This window comes from Undibacterium sp. RTI2.2 (genome assembly GCF_035018705.1).
Taxonomy (GTDB): Bacteria; Pseudomonadota; Gammaproteobacteria; order Burkholderiales; family Burkholderiaceae_D; genus Undibacterium.
Genome location: NZ_JASJXN010000002.1, coordinates 69,841 through 82,898, shown reverse-complemented (window position 1 = coordinate 82,898; position 13,058 = coordinate 69,841). Strand labels below are relative to the sequence as shown.

Annotated in this window: 10 protein-coding genes; 5 read left to right on the top strand and 5 right to left on the bottom strand. The window is 46.5% G+C overall.

The features are described from left to right. Nucleotides 1-63: 63 nt before the first annotated feature. The 3 genes from mobA to QN395_RS01460 all read right to left on the bottom strand — a co-directional run bounded on the left by mobA (nt 64) and on the right by QN395_RS01460 (nt 5,853). Nucleotides 64-687 carry a molybdenum cofactor guanylyltransferase MobA gene (mobA, locus tag QN395_RS01470; RefSeq protein ID WP_322118194.1) on the bottom strand — a complete coding sequence of 208 codons (624 nt, stop codon included), beginning with the start codon at nt 685-687 and terminating at the stop codon, nt 64-66. Nucleotides 688-1,183: 496 nt separating this feature from the next. After that, nucleotides 1,184-2,311: a GTP 3',8-cyclase MoaA gene (gene moaA / locus QN395_RS01465; RefSeq protein WP_322118195.1), complete on the bottom strand. Its 1,128-nt coding sequence runs from the start codon at nt 2,309-2,311 to the stop codon at nt 1,184-1,186. A gap of 320 nt (nt 2,312-2,631) precedes the next feature. Next, nucleotides 2,632-5,853, bottom strand: coding sequence for an Rne/Rng family ribonuclease (locus QN395_RS01460; protein WP_322118196.1), 3,222 nt, complete (start codon nt 5,851-5,853; stop codon nt 2,632-2,634). A gap of 685 nt (nt 5,854-6,538) precedes the next feature. Between QN395_RS01460 and QN395_RS01455 the strand changes: the two genes are divergently transcribed. The 4 genes from QN395_RS01455 to QN395_RS01440 all read left to right on the top strand — a co-directional run bounded on the left by QN395_RS01455 (nt 6,539) and on the right by QN395_RS01440 (nt 9,889). Next, entirely contained in the window at nt 6,539-7,561 is a 1,023-nt protein-coding gene (locus tag QN395_RS01455) for an RluA family pseudouridine synthase (protein WP_322118197.1), read from the top strand. Nucleotides 7,562-7,799: 238 nt separating this feature from the next. Further along, nucleotides 7,800-8,459 (top strand): HAD-IIIA family hydrolase, encoded by a 660-nt coding sequence (locus tag QN395_RS01450; protein WP_323491851.1) that lies wholly within the window; start codon nt 7,800-7,802, stop codon nt 8,457-8,459. A 35-nt stretch (nt 8,460-8,494) separates the two neighbouring features. Beyond that, the gene (locus QN395_RS01445) at nt 8,495-8,860 is read left to right on the top strand and encodes a Rieske (2Fe-2S) protein (RefSeq protein WP_322118199.1); all 366 of its coding nucleotides are present in this window, start codon (nt 8,495-8,497) and stop codon (nt 8,858-8,860) included. A gap of 30 nt (nt 8,861-8,890) precedes the next feature. Next, nucleotides 8,891-9,889 (top strand): S49 family peptidase, encoded by a 999-nt coding sequence (locus QN395_RS01440; protein ID WP_322118200.1) that lies wholly within the window; start codon nt 8,891-8,893, stop codon nt 9,887-9,889. A 501-nt stretch (nt 9,890-10,390) separates the two neighbouring features. Here QN395_RS01440 and mnmH read toward each other — a convergent pair. After that, nucleotides 10,391-11,455, bottom strand: coding sequence for a tRNA 2-selenouridine(34) synthase MnmH (mnmH, locus tag QN395_RS01435; RefSeq protein WP_322118201.1), 1,065 nt, complete (start codon nt 11,453-11,455; stop codon nt 10,391-10,393). 4 nt (nt 11,456-11,459) lie between these two features. Further along, nucleotides 11,460-12,302: an arylesterase gene (locus QN395_RS01430; protein ID WP_416200097.1), complete on the bottom strand. Its 843-nt coding sequence runs from the start codon at nt 12,300-12,302 to the stop codon at nt 11,460-11,462. Nucleotides 12,303-12,336: 34 nt separating this feature from the next. Here QN395_RS01430 and QN395_RS01425 point away from each other — a divergent pair, with 34 nt between their 5' ends. Beyond that, on the top strand, nt 12,337-13,041 hold the full coding sequence (locus QN395_RS01425; protein ID WP_322121547.1) for an ABC transporter ATP-binding protein: 705 nt from the start codon (nt 12,337-12,339) through the stop codon (nt 13,039-13,041). Nucleotides 13,042-13,058: the final 17 nt, after the last annotated feature.

The following is a 13,058-nucleotide window of genomic DNA, read 5'->3' as shown; positions in this document are numbered from 1 at the left end:
GTTTGATTCGACTTAGTTAGATTCGATTTAGTTAGATCGGGTCAGGTTGGAGTGTGAATTTAGTCAGGCTTCAAATTGTCGCAAATCTTGCAGCGTATTGATATTACGGAAGGCGGCGACATCTTCAAATACCACTTCGACACAATGCAGGCTTGCATGCCAGGCATCTACTTTACGCCCGCCATGTCGTAAAAAATCACTCAGCTGCGGCAGCAAGGAAATTTTCATTAAAGAAAATACCGGGTGCGCCTGCTTGGCAATGACGTTGCCATTGGATTCCATTGTGACAGCGACGGCAAGATCCGCGTTTTCTTGCAATAACGCTGCTGCCAGATGCTCTACCAGATTGACGGGTAAAAATGGCGAGTCGCATGGCACACTGGCTAGATAGGGCGTTTTGCAATGAGTCAGGCCGGTTTGTAATCCGGCTAAAGGACCTAAAAAGTGATTATCATCATTCTCGGCGTGATCTGGCCAGACTGGCGCACCAAAACGCTCGTAAGTGAGTAAGTTTTGGTTGGCATTGATGAGCATATTGCCGACTTGTGGCGAGAGGCGCTGCAACACGTGCATCGCCATCGGCAAACCGCGAAAAGTCTGCAAACCTTTGTCCACGCTGCCCATACGTGTACCACGACCACCTGCGAGTATCAGTCCGGTAATGAGTTGCTTATCTATGCTGGTCATGTCTGCGAGCCATGGAATGTGTTGCGATTTAAGTTCTGGAAGTTACTGGAGCTTATGCGAATAAGCTTAAACCCAGATTTTCCATTAGACCGCTATCACTTCGTAGAAACTCAGGCGGCATGCGCTGTTCAGAGAAATAGTACCACCGCGATTTGAGTGCGAGCGCTACAGCGACAATTGTACCTTTGGCGAACTGCCTGGCGTTGTTGCTCCCCCTAGCAAGATGCAGCTTGCGTCGTCGTCGCGTCTAGCCAGTCAGTCAGTCCGCCAAAGGCACACTTGTCGCTGTTCCAATGGAAAATCTGGGTTAAACCCAGAGACATTCTTATCCTTTGTTATAGATCAAATAATGGTGGCATACAAATATACTCCCCATTATTTTTATAGAATATGCCTTATTGACCAAATATTATATGGAGGATTAAAATATACCTGGTAGGAGTATATTTACTTATTAACAGCCGCCGAAGTCGCTTACCGAAGTTAGCCACCGAAGTTAGCCTCCAATATAAGACATCTCCACTTTTTTCCTGGTGATCTGAAGTTCATCCGTATTTTGGCTACGTAATTCCGAATAACGATCAGTACGTTGCTGCCATAGTTGTTTGATGACATTGGTGATGGCAAGATCACTGTGCTGCTTGTCATCATCTCTGATTAAGGCGCGTAAATCATGACCATGGCTGGCGAACAGGCAAGTGTACAGCTTGCCCTCGGTAGATAGCCGGGCGCGGCTGCAATCGTGGCAAAAACTTTGTGTGACGCTGGAGATCAGGCCGATTTCACCGCTACCATCGACATAGCGCCAGCGGGCGGCGGTCTCGCCTGTGTAATTTGCATCGATTGCCTGGAGCGGCATGCCGGCAGCGTCGATGCGCCTTACTACCTCTGCCGATGGGATGACTTCATCTAACTTCCATCCATTTGAGGCACCTACATCCATGTATTCTATAAAGCGCAAAATATGGGGCGTGTTTTTAAAATAGCGTGCCATTGGCACGATCTCCTGATCATTTAAACCCGCTTTAACGACCATGTTAACTTTGATTGGACCAAGCCCCGCCTGATGCGCTGCCGCGATGCCTTCAAGCACATCGGACACCGGGAAATCGACATCATTCATTTGTTTGAAAGTGGCATCATTGAGCGAGTCCAGCGATACCGTGACACGGCTTAAACCAGCGTCTTTCAGACTTTGTGCTTTGCGCGCCAGCAATGATCCGTTGGTGGTTAGGGTCAGATCAAGATCGCGTCCGTCCAGTGTTTTTAAACTGCTTAACATGGCGATCAGCTTTTCGATATTTTTACGTAACAAGGGCTCACCGCCGGTCAAGCGGATTTTACTCACGCCGTGGGAGATAAAGATACGGGCGATGCGGGTTATTTCTTCAAAATTGAGCAGCGATGTATGCGGTAAAAACCGATAGTCTTTATCAAAAACTTCTTTCGGCATGCAGTATACGCAGCGGAAGTTACAACGATCTGTTACCGAGATGCGGAGGTCATGCAAAGGACGTTGCAGGCTATCAAGCAACTGTCCATTTGGTTGCTCTAATAAACCTGGAACGATCAGCGCTGGCTGTCGTTGCCGGAAGTCGGCTAGTGGGATAAATTTTTCAGACATTGAATTCAAAATAAGTGGTGCAGTGTTAGCGAATCAGAACCGATGAATCAAATCAGCCAAACACAATTAGTCAGACAAAACTGGTTGGGCAAAATTAGCGAAGCGGAATCAATCCAACCGGGTGATCAAATGATGTGCAGAGCAAAAAGATACCACGAGATGGAATAACTGGTTGAATACAAAAAAACGACCCGACAACATTGCTGTTATCGAGTCGTTATTTGTATGCATTTAGATCTGCATTTAGATCTGTATTAAGAACCGTATCCAGTACCTGAATTTAGACGCTAATGAATACGATAAAAATACAAACAGCGCATTTACGGTGCAGGTGTTTTCTTAGTTTCCATCATTACTAAGGGTTCTGATGAGACTGGCACCACCGGTTTGCGTTCGCGTGGTACACGCGGTGCAACATTAACGGTTGCCGCTGCCGCTTGTGCCGCACGCAATTTTTCTGGATCGGTGCTCGCCAAAGCTAAACCTGCTTGCTCTAACATAGTATTTAAGCTTTCTACAGGCATAACGACAGGTGCAACCGGTTTCATAACAGGCGCACTTGGTGTTGCTGCTTCGACCGAAACCGCCTGATGCAACGCAGCCGGCGTTGCAATGTCAGCTGTAACATTACTTGCAACCTCAGTTGCCACATCAGAGCTAGCGGCACTGACGATAGTTTCAGCTGGCTTGGCAGACGCTGGCGCTACTTCAGTCGCCGACACTGCTGGCACTAACAACGCTGGTGCTGATACAAGATCAAGACTAGCTTGCACCGGTGCAGGAGTCTCAGGTGCAGATACTATTGCAACTGGCGCAGCTTCAGCAGTAGTCACAACATGATTGACGATTGCTGGCTCTGCTGCTTTGTCTATAGAAACCGTGGCGACAGTAACCGGCGCAGAAGTGACTGCTGTTACAGGTTCGGTTGCAGATTCTGGCATAGAGATGGGTGTTGAAACAGGATCAGGTGCAGAAACCGGAGTAGTTGCAGGAGTGGCAGCAGGAGTAGCTGCCATACCGGATGCCGTACTAAATACAGCAACCGGCGCTGTAACAATTTCAGGCACCGCAGTCGGCGATATCGCTGGCGTTACCAATGATAATATCGGTGCAGGTGCTTGCTCTACCTCAACATGCTGACGGGTCTTATGCGCCTCATGCCCTTCATGATGGTCATTTGCTTCTTGGTTGTCATTGCTCTCATTAGTATCCGTAGTGTCGCCAGCTTCACGATCACGACGATTACGATTGCGACCACCGCGACGACGACGACGACGGCTTTCGCCTTGCTCGCTGGTCTCAGCGTCAACCGGATTGCCGTTGGCGTTTAAGGCGAGATTGGTGTTGTCCACGGCTTCATTATTCACCGCGCCTGGCGTAACTACTGCCGGTGCTGCTGTTTGGGTATTGGCAGTTGTATCCAAAGACATTGTTTCAGTAGCTACGCTGTCTTTGCGCTCACCACGCTGGCGTGGCTGACGATCACGACGTCCTTCCGGTTTGCCTTCTTTAGCTTCAGTGCGGCCTTCTTGCGGCTCGCGGTCTTCACGTGGAGGACGCGCTTGCTTTGGTTGGCGTTGCTGTTGTGGCTGAGCTTGTTCTGGCGCAGCAGTTTTTGTCGCTTCGTCTTTTACTTCTTTATCAGCACGTGCATTGACCGGGCGTTCTTCTTTATCATCACGATCACGTCCACGATTATTGCCGTTGCGGTTGCCATTGCGATTGCCATTACGACTGCCACGATTATTACGATCGCGCTCACCACGGTCTGAACGCTCGCGAGTTTGTGTTGCATCCGTTGTTACAACGCTAGCGACAGCAGGTTCAGTCGGTTTAGAGCGGAACAGATTCAGAAACTTAGTGAAGAAGCCTTCACTTGCTGCTACAGGTGCGACAAGCACTGGTGCGACGATTTCCTTACGTTCTACGATAGGTGCAGTGTCAGGTGTAATGCTCTTGACCATCGCTTCTTGGCGTGGCTTGATGTCTTCTTTCTGACGCTTGCTGTAGCCGATGTCAGTGTCTGCCTGCTCTGCCATTGCATAACTGGCGTGAGATTCTTCCAAGCGCGGATCGTCATGTTTCAGACGTTCTAACTTGTAGTGAGGTGTTTCCAGATGCGTGTTCGGGATCAGGATGATAGTGACGCGATGACGCGTTTCTATCTTCAGAATTTCACCACGTTTTTCATTCAGTAAGAAGGCTGCAACGTCAACAGGCGATTGCACATGAATCGCTGCTGAGTTTTCTTTCATTGCTTCTTCCTGGATGATGCGCAGGACTTGTAAAGCAGATGATTCGGTATCGCGGATATGACCTGTACCATTGCAGCGCGGGCAAGTAACATGGCTACCTTCCGACAGGGAAGGGCGCAGACGTTGACGGGACAATTCCATCAGACCAAAGCGCGAAATTTTCCCCATCTGGACGCGTGCGCGGTCATAGCGCAGGGCATCTTTTAAGCGGGTTTCGACTTCACGCTGGTTTTTAGCGTTTTCCATGTCGATAAAATCGATCACGATCAATCCGCCCAAATCGCGCAAACGCAACTGGCGCGCTACTTCTTCGGCTGCTTCGCAATTCGTATTGAAAGCCGTTGTTTCGATATCGCCACCACGGGTAGAGCGCGCAGAGTTGACGTCAACTGAGACTAAGGCTTCCGTGTGATCAATCACGATTGCGCCGCCCGATGGCAATGGTACTGTGCGGCTGTAGGCGGTTTCGATCTGATGTTCGATCTGGAAACGGGAGAACAGCGGCACGTCGTCACTGTAACGCTTAACACGGTGCACCATGTCTGGCATAACGTGGCTCATGAACTGCTGAGCTTGTTCGTAGATTTCGTCAGTATCGATCAGGATTTCGCCGATATCCGGTTGGAAATAATCGCGGATCGCGCGGATCACGAGTGAGGATTCTTGATAAATTAGGAAGGCGCCAGCAGAAGATTTACCTGCACCTTCAATCGCACGCCAAAGTTGCATCAGGTAATTTAAATCCCATTGCAATTCATCGACATTACGACCAATACCTGCGGTACGGGCAATCACGGACATACCGCCTGGTAGATCCAGTTTGTCCATGGTTTCGCGTAGTTCTTGACGATCCTCGCCTTCCACGCGACGGGACACACCACCGCCACGCGGATTATTTGGCATCAGAACTAAATAGCGACCTGCCAAAGAGACGAAAGAGGTAAGGGCAGCGCCTTTATTGCCACGCTCTTCTTTTTCGACCTGGACCATGATTTCCTGGCCCTCACGTAACGCATCTTTGATGCTGGTGTTACGGACGTCGATACCTTCTTTAAAGTAGCCGCGGGCGACTTCTTTAAAAGGCAAAAAGCCGTGACGTTCTTCGCCGTAATTGACGAAACAGGCTTCAAGTGAGGGTTCAATACGAGTGATAACGCCTTTGTAAATATTGGACTTACGTAATTCACGTCCGGCGGTTTCGATATCGATGTCGATGAGTTTTTGCCCATTGACGATGGCGACGCGCAGTTCTTCTTGCTGCGTTGCATTAAATAGCATGCGTTTCATTTTTTACTCCGTGACCTTATGGTCATCTTTTGTTGCTACCTCTATAGAGTGAGGCTGGCAACTTGCTTACATTGGGGATGTATGCGAGAACGGAGAGTTTGAGGGGGCGGGAAATGCCTCAGGCGCAACAGAAATAAAAATTGCTGGGCGAGTAGCTAAACGAGTGAGCGAGGATATTTTTCGCTGCATCTTTTCAGTACTGCCATCATTCTTCTCATTGTTCTATTGCGCACTAGGCGCGGATAGTTTCAACCGTGGATCGAGTGCACATGTCCCCCGCGTTATCTGATTCCTATTTTTTGTTGCAACAGGAAGACAACGCCAGGCGATGAGCAACTTGATGAGCGCCAAACCATCTTTAATAAAATTGTGTTTGGCAGGATCGATCACACTGGATTAAAACTATCAACCTGCAAGCACACCTGTAATAAATATACAGACATCTCTTGCTGGACTTATCCTTACAATTCAAACCTTCTGATCCAAATCATTACGCAAAATCCGATTACCACAATTGGTTGTAACCCTGACCAGCATAATGATGTGCATACACATCTTTTCCATCGAATTTGCAAATTGGCGAGGCCGACGGACATGCCCCTGTGTAGAATACGCGTTTGTTCCACCATTTATTCCTACACCTACTACAGCCTAAAGCTGAAGCGAAAATGATTATATATTCAAAATGAAGGACTTAGCGATAAATAATAGGAAGCCACCTGAAAAACAGGCGCAAGAAAGTACTTCCAGCCATCCCTCACAAGCGTCGTCGCAAGTTCAGCCGCAGGTTCAGCTCGTTACTATCGAAGAAGAGGACGCAGGTCAGCGCATCGATAACTATTTGATACGCATCTGTAAAGGCGTACCAAAAAGTCATGTGTACCGGATTTTGCGCTCGGGTGAGGTCAGAGTAAACAAAGGTCGTATAGATCAGCTATATCGCCTTAAAGAGGGCGACGTGGTGCGTATTCCACCAGTCCGTATTGCAGAAACATCAACGCAAGTCGTACCGGGGGCAGAATTTACTATCTTGTTTGAAGATAAACAGCTCTTGATTATCGACAAACCTGCTGGCGTTGCCGTGCATGGTGGTTCTGGTGTTAGTTACGGAGTGATTGAGCAACTGCGCGCTTCTCGCCCGGATGCTAAATTCCTGGAGCTAGTTCACAGACTGGATAGAGAAACCTCAGGTGTTTTACTGTTAGCAAAAAAACGGTCGGCCTTGACTAATTTGCATGAGCAAATGCGTGACGGCAGTACCGACAAGCGTTACCTGACCTTAATCCATGGGGACTGGAAAAATGCGCGTCAGCATATTAAGCTGCCGCTACATAAATACACGACCGCTGAGGGTGAGCGACGGGTTCGGGTGCAGGCTGATGGCATGGAGTCGCATACGGTATTTTCTCTAAAGAAAAAATATCAAGACTACGCATTATTAGAGGCTGAATTAAAAACCGGACGCACACATCAAATCCGCGTGCATTTATCCTCTAGCGGTTTTGCGATCGCAGGTGACGATAAGTACGGTGACTTTGCGCTAAATCGTGCTCTATTAAAGCCGAGCGCAGATCGCGGCGTTTTGAAGAGAATGTTTTTGCATGCACATCAGATTACTTTTATGCATCCGGAAACAGGCGAGTCAATGACGCTTAACGCCAAGTTGCCAAAAGAATGTGAGGATTTTTTGAAAACGCTTAAAGGCTAAAATAAAAGCTGATCAGAACTTCATAAACCCAATAAGCTTAATATTTTATTATTATTGAAATAATTTAATAGTAAAATACTTACTTCCACAACATCAAATAGTCGGCAGAAAAGCTTATTCATTTCTAAATTATTAGTCCCATTGTTGTCTTCGTCTTGCTGCCTTAAGTTCAGTAGCTTGGTACTTCAATGTTGATGATTTGCAAAAAGAATTATGCGGTTTGCGGTGAATAAAGAATATGGCAAAAAAGCAATTTGATTTTATCGTGTTTGACTGGGACGGTACTTTGATGGATAGCACGGCAACCATCGTTCACTGTATCCAGGCGTCAGCAAAAGATCTTGGTTTGCCCGTACCCGACGAGAAAGCAGCATCCTATGTGATTGGATTGTCGCTCATGGACGCCATGCAATCGGCGATGCCTGATATTGATCCTAAATATTATCCCCGCATGGTTGAGCGTTATCGTCACCACTATCTGGCAAAAGATCACGAGTTGCCTCTGTTCCCCGGTGTACGGCAAATGCTGACGGAATTGTCGCAAGAAGGTTATTTCCTTGCGGTAGCAACGGGCAAAACGCGCGTAGGTTTAAGCCGTGCTTTGCATACGGCGAATTTGCTGTCGGTATTTGATGCGACTCGTTGTGCTGACGAAACGTTTTCTAAACCGCACCCAGCAATGTTACAAGAGCTGACCCGGGAGTTGGGGCAAGACATGCAGCGCACCGTCATGATTGGTGACACATCACATGATTTGTTGATGGCGAGTAATGCAGGTGCTGCGGCAATTGCAGTGGAATATGGCGCGCATGATGCAGCATCCTTACATATTTTAAACCCCTTATATTCTGCAAAAACAGTTGGCGAGTTGCATGCATGGTTGAGCTGCAATGCCTAAGGCTTATTATCTTGAAGATCTGACAGGACGGAGTCATGACTGAAATTACGATTTGCGCCTCGGCTGATCTTAAAGAAGGTGGCAATGGGATACGTTTTCCAGTGACTGCCGGTGGTCATGATGCGACTGGATTCGTGATTCGTTACAAAGGTGCCGCGCATGCCTATTTAAATCGCTGTGCGCATGTTCCGATTGAGCTGGATTGGAACCACGGTGAGTTTTTTGAATCCAGCGGTTTATATATTATGTGTGCTACTCATGGCGCAATCTATACGCCGGATACTGGCAATTGTACGGGTGGTCCATGCCGTGGCGGTCGCTTGAGAAAACTCAATATCAATGAGCAAGAGGGAAAAATTGTCTGGTACCCGGATGATTACGTCACACCAGTAATTGCCTGATTTTTTTAAAAATTATTCTTAAAAAATTGTATGACAGAAAATTCTATGATTCCCGAAAATAACACCCCAAGTTCTGCGACAAATAGCTTGTCTCAATCTGGCTGGGAGCGGACTTTTTTAGAAAAGCTGGCGAGCGAATCATTAAAAGAGCAACGCTTACGTCGCCGTTGGGGTATCTTTTTTAAATTGATTTTTGTCGCACTGATACTCGGCGGTTTCTATTTCTTTAGTGATTATCGTACTTCAGAAATGGATAATCCTGGCCGGCATACAGCATTGGTTGAGATTAATGGTGAGATTGATTCAGAAGGTAATGCCAGCGCACAAGCGATTATCCCCGCGCTCGACCGGGCTTTTTCTGACGAAGGTTCGGTCGGCATTATTATGCGCATCAATAGTCCTGGCGGCAGTCCAGTACAGGCCGGCATGATCAATGATGAAATACAACGATTACGTAAGCTGTATCCACAGAAGAAACTATATGTGGTGGTGGATGAAATGTGCGCCTCCGGTGGTTATTATATTGCTGTTGCGGCAGATAAAATTTTCGTCAATAAGGCTAGTGTGGTTGGTTCTATCGGCGTGTTGATGGATGGTTTTGGCTTTACCGGATTGATGGAAAAATTGGGCGTAGAGCGACGCTTAATGACTGCTGGTGAGAACAAGGGATTTATGGATCCATTTTCTCCTCAGACCACAAAACAAAGAGCGTTTTCGCAGGAGATGTTAAACGATATCCATCAGCAATTTATTGCAACTGTGCGTCAAGGTCGAGGATCTCGTTTGAAAGAAACGCCAGAAACTTTCTCCGGTTTATTTTGGATCGGTAGCCGCGCTGTTGAGATGGGTTTGGCCGATGATTTTGGCACAATTGACAGTGTTGCACGCGACGTTTTAAAAGCAGAAGATATTGTTGATTACACGCAAAAAGAAGGCTTGCCAGAACGTGTGCTTAAGAAGTTTGGCGCGTCTATCGGAAGCGGCGCAATTTCTGCAATGACCAAAGTGAAGGCACCGGGTTTGCGTTAATGCGCAATCAGTAAATACTCGCAAATTCAGATTAAAAACTCAGATCAATTTCAGCAATATTGTTTGGTTGATTTTTTTAATCTTGATTTGAAATCGATAGTTATTTTTATCTTCTTCATCGCTAAACCTTGTTATATATTAGGTGCGTAACTGGTTCAAAGAAGGAGGTCGATATCGATAAACGACAACAGCGAACGACAAGAACTTTTTCATACCCAAGTTGGATCGAGTGAGTTCCGGTTCTTTTTAGCGTTCCGGTTATTATGAGGTGGAATGAGTAGTAATGCTCTATCGGGTTTCATGTAGTTTTTTTGAAATTGCAATTACCTTAGTAATACAAGTAACACCTACAATTTGTGTAATATCATTCCGTATTTAATAGCGGATTAGAGGTCTCTACGATTCCTCATAATGTCGCTGACACAAGGACAAAAAGACGGTGGTGCAATGCCACCGTTTTTTACGTTTAGAAATTTTTGTCAGCTCGCCACCATTTTTAAATCAAACTATTTTCTCTAAAATACGGCTCGCAGTCGCCTCAAAATTTTGCGTTTCTATGCCCGTCTGCAAGATGGCATCTGATTGCGGATATTGTAAAAAATTTTTATCGATAGACCGTAAGTAAGCTGGGTCGTAATGCTGTTGCAGCAGTTCTTCGACCAAATTTTCCATCTGGCCATTGCTTGCATAATGTTTCCAATGCTGGATTTTTTCTTTGCCGTGTAAGCTGACCAGGCAATCCAGCTGGCGATTTAAATTTTCTGCGTCCTTTACAAAATGAACATAGTCTTGCATCAATAACTGCACCCGGTCGGTAGTTGTCAAACTAAGTGCAATACAGGGCGCGGCTCGCATAGTTTGTATGATTTGATCTGGTACGCGAAGGTTGCCTACTTTTTTACTTTCTGATTCCACAAACACGGGCTGGTCTGGATCAAAGTGTCGTAGTGTTTGCCAAATCTGGCTTTCAAACATTTTTTGTGAGGGTTGTGGCTGGCTCGGTAAATGTCCTAAAACTGAGCCACGATGCATGGCTAGCTGTTCCAGGTCTAGTACTTGCGCACCTTGGGTTTTTAGGGTCTGTAATAAACGACTTTTGCCGCTGCCAGTAGTGCCACAAATCACTTGCCATCGTATCGTATCTGCTATCGTTGGTAGCGCTTGGTTAACGTGCTGACGATAGTTTTTATAGCCGCCGTCAAGCTGCACGACTGGCCAGCCTATCTTGGCAAATATATGTGCCATTGATCCGCTACGGTTACCGCCACGCCAGCAGTAGATCAAGGGCTTCCAATCTTTTGGCATGTTTAAAAAGTTGGCCTCTACATGGTTGGCGATATTTTTTGCCACAAGGACTGCACCGATTTTTTTAGCCTCAAATGCGCTGACCTGTTTATAAATGGTACCAATGCGAATACGTTCTTCGTCAATTAAAACAGGACAATTGATGGCAGTTGGGATGTGATCCTCGGCAAATTCAGACGGACTGCGAGCATCAATGATAGCGTCAAACTCACTAAGTCTAGGCATTACATCATTGAAGCTGATGAGTTCTGGATATTTCATTGAATTATTTTTTACCTGATGTAGTCACTGGCGTCGTTGATTGCTTGATAGATGAGCTTATTGGGGAGCCAATTAATGGACTCAATTGAGGCCAGACATTGTCGAGTATCGCTGGATGTGCTGCAGCGACCATGTGAATGCGATCAGCCTGGAATAGCTCGGGCTTGTCCGCAACGCCTTCTAATAGAAATGGGACTAAATTGGTTTGCTGTTCTTTGGCGACTTTGGCATAGATAGAGAAAAATCGTTCTGTGTAATCACGACCATAATTGGGTGGAATTTGCATACCAATCAATACCACTTTGGCTTTTGCTTTTTTGCTGGCGATCACCATGTCACGAAAATTTGTTTCTGATGCACCCAATGCCAGACCGCGCAACGCATCGTTACCGCCAAGTTCGATCACCACCACGTCGGGATGATATTGGGTCAGCAGTTTATCTAATCTAGCTTTGCCACCGCTAGTGGTTTCGCCGCTGATACTGGCGTTGATGACGGTGGCAGGAATTTTTTTCTCTTGCAACCGTTTTTCTAATAATGCGACCCAGCCGGTACCACGTGTTAAGCCGTATTCTGCAGATAAGCTATCGCCAAGCACGAGCACAGTTTTTGATGCAGAATGATTTGCTGCATGTACTATGGGTGCTGAATTTGCCATCACTGTTGTCGCTAGTAAGCTGATCGATAAAGTGGTCAATAAGTTGGTCGATAAGTTGGTCGATAAGTTGATCGACGAGCGGGCAACTAAGTTGCGCCTTAACATGACGATCTCGCTAAATAATCTAGCTAATGAACGAGTCAATTTGCTGCATAATTTCAGCACATTTTTTTTATTTGAAAAAAGCATGAATCTTCCTAAAGAATTGCCTGTGGACCTAACAATGAACGCATCAGCGAATCAGAATACTAATTTACGACTCTCTATTGAAGTCAAACAGTTATCCAAGCAGGTCAGCGATGCAACCGGTACCCTTAATATTTTGCGAGAAATTGATTTTACCGCGCAAGAGGGGGAGACGCTTGCGATTGTTGGTGCTTCTGGCTCGGGTAAATCAACTTTGCTTGGTATCTTAGCTGGACTGGATACACCGAGCGAAGGTAAAGTGATCTTGGACGGGATTGATATTTTCTCCTTGGATGAAGATGGAAGGGCGCAGTTTAGAAAAGAAAAACTAGGTTTTGTTTTTCAATCCTTCCAGTTATTAGCGCATTTAAGCGCGCTGGAAAATGTCATGCTGCCGCTGGAGTTACGTAGTGATTCTCAAGCACGGAATAAGGCAACTGAGATGCTAGGGCGGGTGGGCTTATCTAGCCGCTTGCAGCATTATCCAAAATATTTATCTGGCGGTGAACAGCAGCGGGTGGCATTGGCACGTGCTTTTGTGACTGAGCCGCCTTTACTGTTTGCCGATGAACCGACCGGGAGTTTGGATGCTGTGACCGGCGAGGCAGTAATCCAGTTAATGTTTGCGCTCAATCGGGAACGTGGATCAACTTTAGTCTTGGTGACGCATGATTTGTCGATTGCGGCGCGCTGCGCCCGCACCATAAAAATCACCGCAGGCCGTTTAGATTTGGGAATTTGATGCTTTGTGCTTTGATA

Coding starts and splice junctions, on each gene's coding strand:
- mobA (WP_322118194.1), bottom strand. CDS start 687: ATGACCAGCATAGATAAGCAACTCATTACCGGACTGATACTCGCAGGT.
- moaA (WP_322118195.1), bottom strand. CDS start 2,311: ATGTCTGAAAAATTTATCCCACTAGCCGACTTCCGGCAACGACAGCCA.
- QN395_RS01460 (WP_322118196.1), bottom strand. CDS start 5,853: ATGAAACGCATGCTATTTAATGCAACGCAGCAAGAAGAACTGCGCGTC.
- QN395_RS01455 (WP_322118197.1), top strand. CDS start 6,539: ATGAAGGACTTAGCGATAAATAATAGGAAGCCACCTGAAAAACAGGCG.
- QN395_RS01450 (WP_323491851.1), top strand. CDS start 7,800: ATGGCAAAAAAGCAATTTGATTTTATCGTGTTTGACTGGGACGGTACT.
- QN395_RS01445 (WP_322118199.1), top strand. CDS start 8,495: ATGACTGAAATTACGATTTGCGCCTCGGCTGATCTTAAAGAAGGTGGC.
- QN395_RS01440 (WP_322118200.1), top strand. CDS start 8,891: ATGACAGAAAATTCTATGATTCCCGAAAATAACACCCCAAGTTCTGCG.
- mnmH (WP_322118201.1), bottom strand. CDS start 11,455: ATGAAATATCCAGAACTCATCAGCTTCAATGATGTAATGCCTAGACTT.
- QN395_RS01430 (WP_416200097.1), bottom strand. CDS start 12,302: ATGCTTTTTTCAAATAAAAAAAATGTGCTGAAATTATGCAGCAAATTG.
- QN395_RS01425 (WP_322121547.1), top strand. CDS start 12,337: ATGAACGCATCAGCGAATCAGAATACTAATTTACGACTCTCTATTGAA.